Below are 14,494 nucleotides of genomic sequence, written 5' to 3'. Positions count from 1 at the left end.
GGCCCCAAGACCCGCAAACCCGCACCCTATGTCGAAGGCGCGGTAGCCCGAGCCCATCACAGTACCGCCCGCCTGCTTAAACGCGCCAAAGGCGGGACATCTTGATCAAGACCTTGAAAGGGCTGGCCCTAAGAACACTGACAACAAGCGCCGCGCAGGCACTAGATCAAGGAAAGGCCAAAGCCCTAAGAACACTGACAAAAAGCGCCGCGCAGGCAAAAAACCGGCCGCAGGCCTAAATCTTTATTTCATCATCCTGCGCCGAAACAAAACCGCCGAAACAACAAACCCACCCACCGCATAAGCCACCAGCACGGCAACATGCAAAACAGCACCATCAACAGGCCGCCCAAGCATAGCCGGCCGAATCAGATCGACAGCATGCGCCAAAGGCAAAAGCTCAGTCACAACCCGCGCCGCAGCAGGCAACTGTGAAACAGGAAAGAACACCCCAGACAACAGCAACATCGGCGTCAACACCAACGTCTGATAAAACATAAAAAAGTCATACGACGGAGCAAGCGCCGTCACCACCATCGCGACACTCGCGAACGCGAGCCCTGTTAACACGATCACCGGCAACGCCAGCAACATCGACGGAAAACTCGCGTAACCGAGCCCCCCCGCGACCAGCATGATCGCCGCGCCCGATAGCATCGACTTGCTGCCCGCCCAGATCACCTCGCCAAGCACGATGTCGCCGAGCGTGAGCGGCGTATGCATGATCGCCTCCCACGTGCGCTGTACGTGCATGCGCGAAAACCCCGAGTACATCGACTCGAAACTCGCCGACATCATCACGCTCGATGCCACCGTGCCGGCAGCGAGAAACGCGATATACGACACGCCGTCGACATGCCCGACCATCAGCCCAAGTCCGAAACCCAGGCCGAACAGGTAGATCATCGGGTCAGCAAGATTGCCAAACATCGAAGCAATTGCGAGCTTCCGCCAGACCAGATAGTTGCGGCGCCACACCGCAATCCAGTTGACGGCGTTGGCAGGGAAAGCGGCGAAGGTTTCCTGCTTCGGCGGTGTCTCGCCGTGCGGTTCGTAAGTGCGTGCGTCCATTGCGTGTCTCTTGCCGTGTCGTTATAGCTGTAGAGGATTGCGAGCTGAGCCGATGTCGATTCGCGTCAGTCCTGCATCTCGCGCCCGGTCAGACGCAGGAACACATCTTCGAGATTCGCCGGGCGATGCAGGTAGCGCAGATCGGCGCGCTGCTTGAGCCGGGCATGCACAGGCTGGGCGTCGTTCACATAGCAGAAGAGCGTCTCGCCACTGATCTCGGTGCGCTCGACAAGCGGCGCCAGTTCGTCGCGCAACGCAACCGGATCGGGTCCGAAGATTTCGATCACATCACAGCCGATCTCCGATGCAATCAATGCACGCGGCGCGCCTTCGGCGATCTTGCGGCCTTCCTCGATTACGCAGAGGCGGTGGCACAGCCGTTCGGCCTCTTCCATGAAGTGCGTGGTCAGCAGAATGGTCTTGCCGCGTGCGAGCAGCGAGCGCAGCCGTTCCCAGATCAGGTGGCGCGCTTGCGGATCGAGGCCGGTGGTCGGCTCGTCCATGATCAGCACGTCGGGGTCGTTGACGAGCGCGCGAGCCAGCGTAAGGCGCCGTTTCATGCCGCCCGACAGTTCGCTCACACGTGCATCCGCCTTGCTCTCGAGACGCGCGAATTCGAGCAGCGACGGCACCATCTCGCGGCATTGCGCGGCGCTCAGACCGAAGTAGCGGCCGAACACCTGCAGGTTTTCGCGGACCGTGAAATCGGGATCGAGATTGTCGAACTGAGGCACGACGCCGACACGCGCCCGGGCCACGCGCGCGCGGCCGGGAATCGGCTCGCCGCACAGGCGGATCGTGCCGGCATCCGGTGCGGCGATGCCGAGCAGCATGCGCAACGTGGTGGTCTTGCCTGCGCCGTTCGGGCCGAGCAGGCCGAAACATTCGCCGGCGTTGACATGAAACGACAGTCCGTCGACGACCGTCTTTTCGCCGTAGCTTTTTTTAACCTGGTGGAATTCAATGGCGGCTTCAGACATGGATCGATCGAGGCTCCGCGAAAAGACGCAAATGGCCGGTAAGGCCGCTCATTCTATGGCATCGGTAGTGAGGTGTTGATCGTCACTGGATGCGCCGGACGGCGTTTCTTGCGTTGCGGCAAAGGCTCGTGGGTGACTCAAACCCAGCCCAAACCCGCCACAAATCCAGCGCGCACCGGTTTAGGGCGCACTTAGCGTTTTCCATCCCTTGCAACCTGAATTGCGGCGCACCATGATTCATTCAGACCGCGTTCCTCGCGGATGGGAGAAAAATCATGGCGAGCTACCAGAAAATCCTGCTGTGCTACGACGGCTCGCGCGAAGGCCGCAAAGCGTTACGTTGCGGCGCCGACCTGGCGTTGGATCTGAAGGCGGAAACGCACCTACTATCAGTGGTTGACATGCGCTCGAGCATTGCGCAAAGCGCGGGCCTGCTGACTGATGTGGCCTGCGGCAGCTTCGAAAAAACAGCCCGCGACATCCTGCAGGAAGGGGTGGACTGGCTCACCGAACGCGGCGTGACCGCGCAAGGACATTTTGCGTTTGGCCATCCGATCGACGAGATCGCCAATCTTGCTAACGAATTGCATGTCGACCTCGTGGTGGTCGGCCATCGTTGCCGCACCGGGCTATCACGATGGTGGATGGGCGCGGGCAATACCCCGCTGCTCGATCGGGTCTCATGCAGCATTCTGGTGGCGTGCTCTTCCGCGCAGGAGCAGCAGCAAGCGGCGGCGGCCTGATGCACGGCGGGGCGAAGCGCGTGGACTGGATTGAATGAGTTGAATGAGTTGAATGAGCCACGTGGCCGAACGGTCGCCGCGTTCGCTTCGGCCAAACCGTGATTCGCTCATACGCTCAAGTCGATAGCGAGCGCCGGGCGATCACTCGTTCAGATTGACCGCCGCCAGCTTCCATGTGAACAAACCTTCGCGCCGCAAAATCGCCGAGTAACGCGCGTCACCAGCGCCATGCTGATAGCTGACGACGAACTCGTTAAGGCCGCGATAGCCCGCCGTGGTTTGCGGCGGTTGGGGTGGCGTGGTGCTGTTCCCGTTGTTACCTGTAGCAGGGTGCGCTGGTTCCTGTGCAGGAGCCGTTGCGGCCGGCGGATTGTCGGTGCCAGCCGGAACAGGAGGGCGCTCGCCCGGGTTGCCGCGCGGTGGCATGCCGTTCAGCAATGCCGCGACGCCGTCGGGTGTTGCATAAGCGTCGACCAGCGGGCCGATCAAGGCCACGCCGATCATCGCGCCAATCGCCGCGAACGGATTGCCGTTGCCTTGCACGTCGAGCCGACGCGTCAACAAGCCGGTGACTTGCTGCTTCAGGCTCTCGCGCAACGCGGGAAAGTCGACGTATTCATTGACGGTTTGCGCATCACGCGCATCCGCTGCGCGTTTGAGCTTATTCAGCGCCATGTAAGGCGACGCGTAACTGAACCCCAACGCGGCAATCACCACAATCACAATCAAGGTGACGATCAGTGGTCGGGCGGCATTGCGTTTCGTGCGTGTTGAAACTGCCATCGAGTGGGACTCTCCATCAGGTGTGATCTAACGTGGACCGCGGCCACGCAAAAACGATCCCAGGCGATGCGATATCCGAAAAGGCGCGGGCGGGTGAACGACCGTACGCCGGGTGTCGCGCGTAGTAAAGCCGCAATGGGATGCGGTGCACGCGCAGTGCGGTTTATGACTCGAACACCGCGCCGTGCACGTTGGCTTCATCTGCGATGCAACGATCGATCATGCGGCACACCGCGTCTACCGTGCCGACCATGATCAGCCGCGACGGCCCGTGATACACGCGCACCGGCGCGCGGCGCGCGGGTTCAGCCGTATTCAGCCCCGAGTTCAACGACACGCGAGCAAAAGCCGGCAACGACGACGGCAAGCCCGGTACGCCGACGGGTGCATCAAACAGCGATGGAGTACTGGCGGAGGACGCCTCGATCAGCGAACACGGCACCAGCTTGCGCAGATGACGCAAACGACCAAACTGGCGAAAAGGCAGCAGGCGGGCAAGGCGTTCCATGAGTCTCTCCAGGCGATTCAACGTTGGGGCAGCTTTGGGTTGGCTAACACGTGGGCAGTTAGAACTCGCCCGGGCGGATCAGCCCGACGGCGATGCCCTCGAGCGCAAACTCCGCGCTGCCGGTTTCAACGAAGATGTTGTCGTAATCGGGGTTCTCGGCGATCAGCTCGATGCCGTTCGGCCGGCGCTTCAGGCGCTTGACCGTCACATCGTCGCCAAGCCGCGCGATGATGATCTGGCCATCTTTAGCTTCGCTTTTCTTCTGCACCGCGAGCAGGTCGCCGTCGAAGATGCCCGCGTCGCGCATGGACAGCCCACGCACCTTCAGCAGGTAGTCCGGCTTGCTCGAGAACAGCGCCGGGTCGCACGCATAGTGCTGCGAGATATGTTCCTGCGCGAGGATCGGGCTACCCGCGGCAACCCGGCCGATCAGCGGCAACGACAGTTGCATGATGCTGGCGTGCGGCAGTGTGAACTGGTACGGCGAATCTTCCGACCCGCCCAGCAGGCGAATGCCGCGCGATGCGCCGGCCGCCAGTTCGATCACGCCCTTGCGGGCGAGGGCGCGCAGATGCTCCTCTGCCGAGTTGGCCGAGCTGAAACCCAGCTCGGCGGCGATCTCCGCGCGGGTGGGCGGAAAGCCGGTGCGTTCGATGGCCCGGCGGATCAGATCGAAAACCTGCTGCTGTCGTGCGGTGAGTTTGGTCATGGCGCCACTGTATGTATGAACAGGTGCCTGTATTTTTATACAGTATTCCGCGCAATTCAAGCTTTACTTTAAGTTCGTGTCCTGGGGTGGCGTTCCAGCGTCGTAAATGGACGCCTCAACACCCGTTTTCGTGCCGCAACGCCTTATCCGGCCGTCATTACCACTTTTGCGTATTAAAGAATGAAGAAACATTATTTTTAATGATGAAAGCTCTTCGATAGACTGCCCTTCGAGTTGGCGCTCATGTGCACGTGACCGCGACGTAGAACAACACCACACGCTGTTTCAGCGGACCACAACGCGGAGAAAGTTGGCATGAACCATCAAGGCACGGGGCTGGCAGGCAGGACCAGAAAACTTATCGCGGCGCTCGCATTCGGCGCAGTCGGTACGATCGCCGCGGTCGGCGTCACGGTGCAGGCACATGCAGCCGACATGACGCTGCTGAACGTGTCGTACGACCCGACCCGCGAGCTGTACCAGGATGTCAACCAGGCATTCGGCAAGGAATGGAAGGCGAAAACGGGCGAGGCGGTCACCTTCAAGCAGTCGCACGGCGGCTCGGGTGCGCAAGCCCGCTCGGTGCTGGACGGTTTGCAGGCGGACGTCGTGACGCTGGCGCTTGCCTATGACATCGACGCGCTGGCTAACAAAGGTTTGCTCGACAAGGGCTGGCAAAAGCGTTTGCCGGACAACGCCTCGCCGTACACGTCGACGATCGTGTTTCTGGTGCGCAAGGGCAACCCGAAGCACATCAAGGATTGGGACGATCTGATCAAGCCGGGTGTGTCGATCGTCACGCCGAATCCGAAGACCTCGGGTGGCGCGCGCTGGAACTACCTGGCCGCGTGGGCCTATGCTGAACATCAGCCGGGTGGCAACGACCAGAAGGCGAAGGAGTTCGTCGGCAAGCTCTATAAGAATGCCGGCGTGCTGGATTCGGGCGCGCGTGGCGCGACCACCAGCTTCGTGCAGCGCGGTATCGGCGACGTGCTGATTGCGTGGGAAAACGAAGCGTTCCTGTCGCTGAAGGAGTTCGGTCCGGACAAGTTTGAAATCGTGGTGCCGTCGGTGAGCATTCTGGCTGAACCGCCGGTTGCGGTGGTGGACAAGGTGGTCGACAAGCACGGCACGCGCAAAGTGGCGGAAGCGTATCTGAACTTTCTGTACAGCGAGGAAGGTCAGGAAATCGCGGCGAAGAACTTCTACCGTCCGCGTTCGAACAAGGTGCCGGCCGAGCTGACCTCGAAATTTCCGAAGCTGAAGTTGTACACGGTGGACGATTCGTTCGGCGGCTGGGCGAACGCGCAGAAGACCCACTTTGCCGACGGCGGCGTGTTCGATTCGATCTACTCGCCGCAGTAACGGGTAGTCAGCCAGACGAGATGCGCAGTTAGACGCCGCAGTTGAACGCGTAGTCACACTTCGCCAGAAAGCGTGCCGGCGAGGCGCGCTTTTTGGCCAGCCAGGCGGCCGAAAAAAGAGCCGCCGGCCTCAATCCTGAAAGAGTACTGAGCATGACGACGTTGACCTTCCGAAAACCGAGCGCCTTGCCCGGTTTTGGCCTGACACTCGGCATCACGGTGGCTTATCTGAGCCTCGTGGTGCTGATTCCGCTTGCGGCGACCTTTCTCAAGACCGCGACGCTTGACTGGCCTCAGTTCGTGCGCGCGGTCAGCTCGCCGCGCGTGCTCGCGTCGTATCGCCTGACGTTTTTCTCTGCGCTCGGTGGCGCGCTGATCAACGCGGTGTTTGGCTTTCTGGTTGCGTGGGTGCTGGTGCGTTATACCTTTCCCTTCAAGCGTATCGTCGACGCGGTGGTCGATCTGCCGTTTGCTTTGCCGACCTCTGTGGCCGGTATATCGCTTGCGGCGGTGTATGCGGGCAACGGCTGGATCGGACAGTTTCTCGAACCGCTCGGCATCAAGATCGCTTTCACGCCGGCCGGCGTGCTGATCGCGCTGACCTTTATCGGTTTGCCGTTCGTCGTACGAACCGTGCAGCCGGTGCTCGAAGAGTTCGAGCGCGAACAGGAAGAGGCGGCTGCGTGCCTCGGCGCGTCGCGTTGGCTGACGTTTCGGCGCGTGGTGCTGCCTGCGGTGTTCCCGGCCTTGCTCACGGGTTTCGCGCTGGCGTTCGCGCGGGCGCTCGGCGAATACGGCTCGGTGATTTTCATCGCCGGTAACGTGCCGATGAAATCGGAAATCACGTCGCTGCTGATCATTACCAAGCTCGAACAATACGATTACGCCGGCGCCACCGCGATTGCGGTCGTAATGCTGGTGGTGTCGTTCCTGATGCTGTTGTTGATCAATACGCTGCAGTGGTATCTGCAGCGCCGGACGGGACGTGGCGGCGCAGGCCCGGCGCCTGCCGCAGCGAGTGTGGCGGCGATCGGTGTCGGTGTCGGTGTCGGCGGAGGTGTGCAATGAGCCGCAACTCCTTGAATAGCGCGGATGCTACGACTGTTGCCGTGGCGCCGCGCGCGCCGCTCAATATTGCACGCCGGCCCGATCCGGTTACCGAACCACCCGTCGTGCGCTGGATTCTGACGGGCATCGCGTTGCTGTTTCTCGCGTTGTTTCTCGTCGTGCCGCTCGTCGCCGTGTTCTATCAGGCCTTGAGCAAGGGCATCGGCTTCTATCTGGAATCGCTGGCCGATCCGGATGCGTTGTCGGCCATCAAGCTCACCGTGATCACGGCTGCGATCGCTGTGCCGCTGAATCTTGTGTTCGGCCTCGCGGCGTCATGGTGTATCGCCAAGTTCGAGTTCCGTGGCAAGGCATTGCTGACCACGTTGATCGATCTGCCGTTCTCGGTCTCGCCGGTGATCTCCGGTTTGATCTACGTGCTGATGTTCGGCGCGCAGGGCTGGTTCGGCCCGTGGCTGCAGGACCATAACGTGCAGATCATCTTCGCGGTGCCGGGCATCGTGCTGGCGACGATCTTCGTCACATTCCCGTTCGTCGCGCGTGAATTGATTCCGCTGATGCAGGCGCAAGGCAACGACGAAGAAGAGGCCGCGCATGTACTCGGCGCATCGGGCTGGCAGATCTTTCGGCGCGTCACGCTGCCGAACGTGAAATGGGGTCTGCTGTACGGCGTGATCCTGTGTAACGCGCGGGCGATGGGTGAGTTCGGCGCGGTGTCGGTGGTGTCCGGCCACATTCGCGGCCAGACCGACACGATGCCGCTGCACGTCGAAATTCTCTATAACGAATACAACTTCTCGGCGGCGTTTGCCGTGGCGTCGGTGCTGGCCTTGCTCGCACTCGTAACGCTCGGCCTGAAGCTGCTCGCCGAGCGCCATATGTCGGCGGAACTGTCGGCCGCGCGCGATGTGCCGGCATATGCAGGGCCGGTCACGCCGCCGTCTGCTTCACAGTCCGTCAATGCAACGCATGCATCGCATCAACACGCGCTCAAGCAAGGAGAGCTGTAATGGGTATCACCGTTCGTAACCTGCAAAAGCGCTTCGGCGATTTCGTCGCGCTCGACAACGTTTCGCTCGATTTTCCGCCGGGCGAGCTGGTTGCGCTGCTCGGGCCGTCGGGTTGTGGCAAGACCACCTTGCTGCGTGTGATTGCGGGCCTCGAATACGCGGATGCCGGCCAGGTCGTGCTGCAAGGCCAGGACGTGGCGACGGTCGGCGCGCGCGAGCGTGAAGTCGGCTTCGTGTTCCAGCATTACGCGCTGTTCCGTCATATGACGGTGTTCGAGAACGTGGCGTTCGGCTTGCGTGTGAAACCCCGCAAGGAGCGGCCTTCGGAAGCGGTGATTCGCGAGAAGGTGCATGAACTGCTGAAGCTCGTGCAACTCGACTGGCTTGCGCAACGCTACCCATCGGAATTGTCGGGTGGTCAGCGCCAGCGGATTGCATTGGCGCGTGCGCTCGCTGTCGAACCGAAGGTCCTGCTGCTGGACGAACCGTTTGGCGCGCTTGATGCGAAGGTGCGCAAGGAACTGCGTAGCTGGCTGCGTCGTTTGCATGACGATCTGCATATCTCGACGATCTTTGTCACGCACGATCAGGAAGAAGCGCTTGAAGTGGCCGACCGTATTGTCGTGTTGAATCGTGGGCATGTGGAGCAGGTGGGCAGTCCGCAGGACGTGTACGACCATCCGCAAACCTCGTTCGTCTACGAGTTTCTCGGCGCGGCGAACCGTCTGCATGGCAACGTGGATGCGAGCGGCTTCGTGGTCGACGGCGCGGCGTTGCCGGTCGCGATCAAGGCTGACTTCAAGGGGCCGGCGTTCGCCTATGTACGTCCGCACGATCTGCAGTTGTATCCGCAAGCATCCGGCCATCGCGAAGGCATTGTGGTCGACGTGCGGCGCGTGGTCACGCTCGGCGGCTCGGTGCGTGTGGAACTGGCGGGCCGCGAAGGCAATGTGCTCGAGGCTGAACTCGATCGCGAATCGTGGCGCGATCTGCAACTGTCGATCGGCGACGGCGTGACGGCTGTGCCGCGCGCGTTGCGCGTATTTCCGGCGCAATAGGCGGCGCCACGAGCAGCAACACAGGCAGCGCAACACCACTCGGCGTTTCAATCAAACTCTAATAACTCAACTCTGGCTCAACCGGAGACATACAGATGAACTTTCAGCAATTGCGCTTTGTGCGCGAGGCCGTGCGTCAGAACATGAATCTGACTGAGGTGGCGAACGTGTTGTACACGTCGCAGTCGGGCGTATCGAAACAGATCAAGGATCTGGAGGACGAGCTCGGCGTCGATATTTTCATCCGGCGCGGCAAGCGTCTGACGGGCCTCACCGAGCCGGGCAAGGCGGTGCATCAGTTGATCGAGCGGATGTTGCTCGATGCGGAGAATCTGCGCCGCGTCGCGCGTCAGTATGCCGATCAGGACAGCGGCCACCTCGTCGTGGCGACGACTCACACGCAGGCGCGTTACGCGCTGCCGAAGGTGATTCGGCAATTCACCGAGGTGTTCCCGAAGGTGCATCTGGCGTTGCGCCAGGGCAGCCCGCAACAGATTGCGCAGATGATCATCAACGGCGAAGCGGACATCGGCATTTCGACGGAAGCGCTCGACCGCTTTCCCGATATCGTCACGTTCCCGTGCTATTCGTGGCATCACATCGTGGTGGTGCCGAAGGGGCATCCGCTGGTTGGCCGCGAGAATCTGACGCTCGACGAGATTGCCGAATTCCCGATCGTCACGTACGACCAGGACTTCACGGGCCGCTCGCACATCGACCAGGCGTTCGCGAAAGCGGGTGCGTTGCCTGATGTCGTGTTGACTGCCATCGATGCCGACGTGATCAAGACGTACGTCGAACTCGGCATGGGCATTGGCGTGGTTGCCGCGATGGCCTACGATCCGAAGCGCGACACGGAACTGGTCGCGCTGGACACGCAGCATCTGTTCGAAGCGAGCACGACGCGGGTCGGCTTGCGCAAGGGCGCGTTCCTGCGCGCGTATGCGTACCGGCTGATCGAAATGTTCGCGCCGCAGTTGAATGAAGCGGAAATCGCCGCACAGTTGCGCGAAGCGGTTTGAGGGTTGCGCCGGATCGTCGTGGTTCGGCGCAGGGCACGCAAGGCGCCGCGTGAATTCATTGCGGCGCCAAAAGTGCGATCTTCACGCGGGCTGCGGCTGGCCTTGATGTAAACGCTGCGCAAACTCGTGGCGCACAGAGCGCCGGCCTCATCCAGCTCCAAAACGAACGGGTATCCGTTTTTTCACGCATGGCGGCACGCGGCGCATCGCTTACAATCGCCGCCATGAACACTTTGACTTCTTCCTCCACCACGCCTTCAGACGAAGGCGCCACGCCGCTGCTGCCACGCATCGCCGTGCTGGCGACCGGCGGCACGATCGCCGGCGCGGCCGCGGACGCGACCAACACATCGGGCTACCAGGCCGGTGTGGTCGGCGTCGAGCAATTGCTGGCCGTGGTGCCGGCCTTGTCCACGGTGGCGCGCATCGCGCCCGAGCAGATTGCCAGCGTCGACAGTAAAGACATGGAAATGTCGCTGTGGACCACGCTCGCGCAACGCATCAACACGCTGCTCGCCGACGATGACGTCGACGGCGTGGTGGTCACACATGGCACCGATACGCTCGAAGAAACCGCCTATCTGCTGCATCTGACGATCAAGTCGGACAAGCCGGTCGTGCTGACCGCCGCCATGCGCCCGGCGTCGGCGCTGTCGGCCGATGGTCCGCTGAATCTGCTGAACGCCGTGACGGTCGCGGCGAATGCCGGTTCGCGCGGGCAGGGCGTGCTGGTCGCGTTCAACAACAAGATTCACAGCGCACGCGACGTGGTCAAGACGAGCACGTATGCAGTCGATGCCTTCCAGTCTCCGGATATCGGCGCGCTCGGCTGGGTGCAGGACGGTCGCGTCGAATTCCAGCGCGGCGCGGTGCGTCCGCATACGCTCGCGACCGAATTCGTGATCGGCGCGAAGTGGCCGCATGTGGAGATCGTCGCGAGTTACGCGGGCGTCTCGCGTATTGCTGTGGACGCATTGGTCGCCGCTGGTGTGCGCGGTATCGTCGTGGCGGGCACGGGTAACGGCTCGATTCACGCTTCGGTGCAGCAGGCGCTGGCCGATGCCGCTTCGCAAGGCGTCGTGGTGGTGCGTGCGTCGCGCGTGGGTTCAGGGCATGTGATGCGCAACGGCGCGGCCGCCGACGATGCACTCGGTTTCGTCAGCGCAGGTTCGCTGAATCCGTACAAGGCGCGCGTGCTGCTGATGCTGGCATTGGCCGCGGGCGGCACAGGGCCGGTTGCGTTGCAGAAGACTTTCGATACGTACTGATTGATTGAGCGCGGGCATCCCGGTTCAAAGTCAGAACCGTGTCCCGTACATGAAGCTTGAATGACAACGCGGCGCCCAGGTCATCGACCCGAGCGCCGCGTTGTCGTTTCAGCTCAAGGTTTATGGCTGTCGCCGGAAACAGGCGACGCCGGCAAGCAGTTAGCCCGCCAGATCCGGAGGCAGCTTCCCGCCGTTCGCCGCCAGCGCTTGCATCACCTGTTTGTGCAGCCAGATGTTCATGCTCGCCGAATCGTTCGTGTCGCCGCTGTACTTCAGTTCCTGTGCGAGTTGCTTGCGATGCTCGAGGCTGCTGTCGACGCCGAGCGCTTTCAGCGTGTCGACGATCGACGTGCGCCAGTTCAACGTTTGCCCGCTCTCACTCACGAACTGGTCCATGACGACAGCGACGTCGACGTCAGTCAGCGGCGGCGGTGCCGGTGCAGCGTCCGGTGCGGCAGCTTGTGCCGCTGCCGGATCCGGTGTCGGCTCAACCGCAGGCGCAGGCTGGTCGGGCTTCGCTTTGCCGAAGAGCTTGTTTACGATGTCACCAAAGATACTCATGCTGAATCCTTTGCAGAGGGGTTACCGGCGCAAGCACATTCCGCTCACGGGTTGAACTCTGGTTGCGAATCGGGCGAATGAAACAGAGCACATGCGCTGCAATGATCGGCAAGCCACACGTGAACGCTGATACGCCAGCAACCAGACTCAACGAGTGTAGGAGAAAAGCGTGGAGGGATGTGTCAAAAAAGGTCGTGCTGCGGGCGCGGAGTTGCAAGCAAATGCAAGCAGACTTGCGAGCACACCTGCAAGGAGAGGTGCGGGCAGGCGGCGTGCATGATGCAGCCGCTGCGAGAGATTGGCGGAAAACGCATAAATTTGAAATCCGACAGCCGGACACCCGACGACGACGTCTGACCGACCAAGGCTTCCCCGGCGCCGCCGGGTGCCGCTGCGGACCCCACTTGCCGCTCTCAGCCCAGAGCGGCACGATTTGCCCGTTCCGCCATGCATGCCGCACGACGAACCGGGCGCCCCACCTGCGGTCGCCACGACGGTCACGTTGAAATCGCAACCGTCACTGCAACCTTGTTGTTGCTTAAGCTGCCTTGGCTTCGCTACCCGGCGCTTGCGCGACTTCGTAGTTCGCCATGATTTCGAGCGCGCGCACCATTGCTGAGTGATCCCATGCCTTGCCGCCATTCGCTGCGCATACGCTGAACAGTTGCTGCGCGCTTGCCGTATGCGGCAGGGCGATACCCAGCTTGCGTGCGCCGTCGAGTGCGAGGTTCAGATCCTTCTGGTGCAATTCGATGCGGAAACCCGGATCGAACTTACGCTTGGTCATACGCTCGCCATGCACTTCGAGAATGCGCGACGAAGCGAAGCCGCCCATCAATGCCTTGCGCACACGTTCCGGATCGGCGCCCGAGCGCGACGCGAACAGCAGCGCTTCAGCAACCGCTTCGATGTTCAGCGCGACGATGATCTGGTTCGCGACCTTGCAGGTTTGACCCGCGCCGTTGTCGCCGATCAGCGAGATGTTCTTGCCCATCAGTTCGAACAGCGGCTTGGCCAGCGCGAACGCTTTTTCCGGACCGCCGACCATGATCGTCAACGACGCTTCACGCGCGCCGACTTCACCGCCGGACACCGGTGCATCGAGGTAGTCGACGCCGAGGGCGTTGATCTTCTTCGCGAAGGCTTGCGTGTCGAGCGGCGAGATCGAGCTCATGTCGATCACCAGCTTGCCCTGCGTGAGGCCGGCAGCGACGCCGTCGTCCGCGAACAGCACGTTGGCGACGTCAGGCGTGTCCGGCACCATGATGATGACGATGTCGGCGGCTTGTGCGACAGCGGTCGAATTGGCGACCACGGTGGTCGTCTTGCTCAGATCTTCCGGCACCGGATAAGCGCCATTCACGAACAGCGAATGACCGCCCTTGATGAGGTTGCGCGCCATGTGCGCGCCCATGATGCCGAGGCCGATGAAACCGATCTTTGCCATGTGTCTAAATCTCCAGTGTTGTTTGGGGTGATATGCCTAAGCCGATCAATGAGTCGATCAATGAGCCGATCAGGCAGCGGCGTGGGCTGCGCCGCGGGTTTGCCCGGCCACGCTCTGCACCCAGCCGAGGCCGGCGGCGGTGGTCGTGCGCGGTTTGTATTCGCAACCGACGTAGCCTTCGTAGCCGAGCGAGTCGAGCAGGTCGAACAGGAACGGGTAGTTGATTTCGCCGGTGCCCGGTTCGTTACGGCCGGGGTTGTCGGCGAGCTGGATGTGCGCGATCTGCGGCAGATTCTTTTTGATCGTTGCCGCGAGTTCGCCTTCCATCCGTTGCATGTGATAGATGTCGTATTGCAGGAACAGATTGTCCGACCCCACCGCGCGAATCACGTCGAGGCCTTCGCCCGAACGGTTCAGCGCGAAGCCGGGGATGTCGTACGAATTGCACGGCTCGACCAGCAGCTTGATGCCGGCTTTTTTCAGTTCGCCGGCGGCGAAGCGCAGATTGCCGACGATCGTCGAGCGCGCCTTGTCCGCATCGACGCCCGCAGTCGGAATGCCGACGAGGCAGTTCAGTTGCGGCACCTTCAGGGCGCTCGCGTATTCGATCGCGCGGCCGACACCTTCCTGAAACTCGCCTACGCGATCCGGCAGGCACGCGATGCCGCGTTCACCCGCTTCCCAGTTGCCCGCGGGCAGGTTGTGCAACACGAGTTTCAAACGGTTCTGCTGCAGACGTTCGCTCAATTCGGCGATCTGATACGGATACGGAAACAGGAATTCGACGGCGCTGAAGCCCGCGTCCGCTGCTGCCGTAAAGCGGTCGAGGAACGGGACTTCGTTGAACAGCATGGTGAGATTCGCTGCAAATTTCGGCATGGTGCTTTTTGTCTCGCTGGTCG

16 protein-coding genes are annotated in these 14,494 nt (G+C 61.7%); 8 read left to right on the top strand and 8 right to left on the bottom strand.

Going from position 1 to position 14,494, the window contains the following annotated elements:
- Nucleotides 1-101 precede the first annotated feature (101 nt).
- Entirely contained in the window at nucleotides 102-239 is a 138-nt protein-coding gene (locus FSO04_RS28675; RefSeq protein ID WP_154564842.1) for a hypothetical protein, read from the top strand.
- 4 nt (nucleotides 240-243) lie between these two features.
- On the opposite strand, the gene FSO04_RS28670 is transcribed toward FSO04_RS28675, so the two are convergent.
- Both FSO04_RS28670 and nodI read right to left on the bottom strand, forming a co-directional pair.
- Entirely contained in the window at nucleotides 244-1,071 is an 828-nt protein-coding gene (locus FSO04_RS28670; protein WP_154564840.1) for an ABC transporter permease, read from the bottom strand.
- Nucleotides 1,072-1,136: 65 nt separating this feature from the next.
- A complete protein-coding gene (gene nodI / locus FSO04_RS28665; RefSeq protein ID WP_154564838.1) occupies nucleotides 1,137-2,051 on the bottom strand; it encodes a nodulation factor ABC transporter ATP-binding protein NodI in 915 nt (304 codons plus the stop codon).
- Nucleotides 2,052-2,326: 275 nt separating this feature from the next.
- Between nodI and FSO04_RS28660 the strand changes: the two genes are divergently transcribed.
- Entirely contained in the window at nucleotides 2,327-2,794 is a 468-nt protein-coding gene (locus FSO04_RS28660) for a universal stress protein (RefSeq protein ID WP_054034575.1), read from the top strand.
- A 141-nt stretch (nucleotides 2,795-2,935) separates the two neighbouring features.
- Here the strand turns inward: FSO04_RS28660 and FSO04_RS28655 are convergent, their stop codons facing one another.
- The 3 genes from FSO04_RS28655 to lexA all read right to left on the bottom strand — a co-directional run bounded on the left by FSO04_RS28655 (nucleotide 2,936) and on the right by lexA (nucleotide 4,794).
- Complete coding sequence (locus FSO04_RS28655) at nucleotides 2,936-3,577, bottom strand: DUF2939 domain-containing protein (RefSeq protein ID WP_154564836.1); 642 nt, start codon at nucleotides 3,575-3,577, stop codon at nucleotides 2,936-2,938.
- A gap of 163 nt (nucleotides 3,578-3,740) precedes the next feature.
- Entirely contained in the window at nucleotides 3,741-4,085 is a 345-nt protein-coding gene (locus FSO04_RS28650; protein ID WP_154564834.1) for a hypothetical protein, read from the bottom strand.
- A gap of 58 nt (nucleotides 4,086-4,143) precedes the next feature.
- Nucleotides 4,144-4,794: a transcriptional repressor LexA gene (gene lexA / locus FSO04_RS28645; RefSeq protein ID WP_054034573.1), complete on the bottom strand. Its 651-nt coding sequence runs from the start codon at nucleotides 4,792-4,794 to the stop codon at nucleotides 4,144-4,146.
- A gap of 315 nt (nucleotides 4,795-5,109) precedes the next feature.
- On the opposite strand from lexA, the gene FSO04_RS28640 reads away from it, so the two are divergent.
- The 6 genes from FSO04_RS28640 to FSO04_RS28615 all read left to right on the top strand — a co-directional run bounded on the left by FSO04_RS28640 (nucleotide 5,110) and on the right by FSO04_RS28615 (nucleotide 11,584).
- Complete coding sequence (locus FSO04_RS28640; RefSeq protein ID WP_154564832.1) at nucleotides 5,110-6,159, top strand: sulfate ABC transporter substrate-binding protein; 1,050 nt, start codon at nucleotides 5,110-5,112, stop codon at nucleotides 6,157-6,159.
- A gap of 152 nt (nucleotides 6,160-6,311) precedes the next feature.
- The gene (gene cysT, locus FSO04_RS28635; protein ID WP_154564830.1) at nucleotides 6,312-7,226 is read left to right on the top strand and encodes a sulfate ABC transporter permease subunit CysT; all 915 of its coding nucleotides are present in this window, start codon (nucleotides 6,312-6,314) and stop codon (nucleotides 7,224-7,226) included.
- Nucleotides 7,223-8,236 carry a sulfate ABC transporter permease subunit CysW gene (gene cysW / locus FSO04_RS28630; RefSeq protein WP_154564828.1) on the top strand — a complete coding sequence of 338 codons (1,014 nt, stop codon included), beginning with the start codon at nucleotides 7,223-7,225 and terminating at the stop codon, nucleotides 8,234-8,236. Before cysT ends, cysW begins: the two co-directional genes overlap by 4 nt.
- A complete protein-coding gene (locus FSO04_RS28625; protein WP_154564826.1) occupies nucleotides 8,236-9,294 on the top strand; it encodes a sulfate/molybdate ABC transporter ATP-binding protein in 1,059 nt (352 codons plus the stop codon). Before cysW ends, FSO04_RS28625 begins: the two co-directional genes overlap by 1 nt.
- A gap of 95 nt (nucleotides 9,295-9,389) precedes the next feature.
- Nucleotides 9,390-10,316, top strand: coding sequence for a CysB family HTH-type transcriptional regulator (locus FSO04_RS28620; RefSeq protein ID WP_074284329.1), 927 nt, complete (start codon nucleotides 9,390-9,392; stop codon nucleotides 10,314-10,316).
- A gap of 224 nt (nucleotides 10,317-10,540) precedes the next feature.
- Nucleotides 10,541-11,584, top strand: a complete 1,044-nt coding sequence (locus FSO04_RS28615) for an asparaginase (RefSeq protein ID WP_154564824.1) — start codon at nucleotides 10,541-10,543, stop codon at nucleotides 11,582-11,584.
- 159 nt (nucleotides 11,585-11,743) lie between these two features.
- On the opposite strand, the gene FSO04_RS28610 is transcribed toward FSO04_RS28615, so the two are convergent.
- The 3 genes from FSO04_RS28610 to hyi form a co-directional block, all read right to left on the bottom strand.
- Nucleotides 11,744-12,145 (bottom strand): DUF3597 domain-containing protein, encoded by a 402-nt coding sequence (locus FSO04_RS28610; RefSeq protein ID WP_154564822.1) that lies wholly within the window; start codon nucleotides 12,143-12,145, stop codon nucleotides 11,744-11,746.
- 538 nt (nucleotides 12,146-12,683) lie between these two features.
- Entirely contained in the window at nucleotides 12,684-13,592 is a 909-nt protein-coding gene (locus tag FSO04_RS28605; protein WP_054034569.1) for a 2-hydroxy-3-oxopropionate reductase, read from the bottom strand.
- Nucleotides 13,593-13,661: 69 nt separating this feature from the next.
- Entirely contained in the window at nucleotides 13,662-14,471 is an 810-nt protein-coding gene (hyi, locus tag FSO04_RS28600; RefSeq protein WP_154564820.1) for a hydroxypyruvate isomerase, read from the bottom strand.
- Nucleotides 14,472-14,494 lie beyond the last annotated feature (23 nt).

Origin of the sequence: Paraburkholderia madseniana, from assembly GCF_009690905.1 — a bacterium.
GTDB classification, from domain to species: domain Bacteria; phylum Pseudomonadota; class Gammaproteobacteria; order Burkholderiales; family Burkholderiaceae; genus Paraburkholderia; species Paraburkholderia madseniana.
The sequence above is the reverse complement of the archived record's forward strand: the minus strand, read 5'-3'. Positions and strand labels throughout refer to the sequence as shown.

What these genes read in the sequence shown, in the direction of transcription:
- FSO04_RS28605 (WP_054034569.1), bottom strand. Translation starts at nt 13,592, where the DNA reads ATGGCAAAGATCGGTTTCATCGGCCTCGGCATCATGGGCGCGCACATG.
- FSO04_RS28650 (WP_154564834.1), bottom strand. Translation starts at nt 4,085, where the DNA reads ATGGAACGCCTTGCCCGCCTGCTGCCTTTTCGCCAGTTTGGTCGTTTG.
- FSO04_RS28670 (WP_154564840.1), bottom strand. Translation starts at nt 1,071, where the DNA reads ATGGACGCACGCACTTACGAACCGCACGGCGAGACACCGCCGAAGCAG.
- FSO04_RS28615 (WP_154564824.1), top strand. Translation starts at nt 10,541, where the DNA reads ATGAACACTTTGACTTCTTCCTCCACCACGCCTTCAGACGAAGGCGCC.
- cysW (WP_154564828.1), top strand. Translation starts at nt 7,223, where the DNA reads ATGAGCCGCAACTCCTTGAATAGCGCGGATGCTACGACTGTTGCCGTG.
- cysT (WP_154564830.1), top strand. Translation starts at nt 6,312, where the DNA reads ATGACGACGTTGACCTTCCGAAAACCGAGCGCCTTGCCCGGTTTTGGC.
- FSO04_RS28660 (WP_054034575.1), top strand. Translation starts at nt 2,327, where the DNA reads ATGGCGAGCTACCAGAAAATCCTGCTGTGCTACGACGGCTCGCGCGAA.
- FSO04_RS28610 (WP_154564822.1), bottom strand. Translation starts at nt 12,145, where the DNA reads ATGAGTATCTTTGGTGACATCGTAAACAAGCTCTTCGGCAAAGCGAAG.
- FSO04_RS28640 (WP_154564832.1), top strand. Translation starts at nt 5,110, where the DNA reads ATGAACCATCAAGGCACGGGGCTGGCAGGCAGGACCAGAAAACTTATC.
- FSO04_RS28625 (WP_154564826.1), top strand. Translation starts at nt 8,236, where the DNA reads ATGGGTATCACCGTTCGTAACCTGCAAAAGCGCTTCGGCGATTTCGTC.
- lexA (WP_054034573.1), bottom strand. Translation starts at nt 4,794, where the DNA reads ATGACCAAACTCACCGCACGACAGCAGCAGGTTTTCGATCTGATCCGC.
- nodI (WP_154564838.1), bottom strand. Translation starts at nt 2,051, where the DNA reads ATGTCTGAAGCCGCCATTGAATTCCACCAGGTTAAAAAAAGCTACGGC.
- FSO04_RS28620 (WP_074284329.1), top strand. Translation starts at nt 9,390, where the DNA reads ATGAACTTTCAGCAATTGCGCTTTGTGCGCGAGGCCGTGCGTCAGAAC.
- hyi (WP_154564820.1), bottom strand. Translation starts at nt 14,471, where the DNA reads ATGCCGAAATTTGCAGCGAATCTCACCATGCTGTTCAACGAAGTCCCG.
- FSO04_RS28655 (WP_154564836.1), bottom strand. Translation starts at nt 3,577, where the DNA reads ATGGCAGTTTCAACACGCACGAAACGCAATGCCGCCCGACCACTGATC.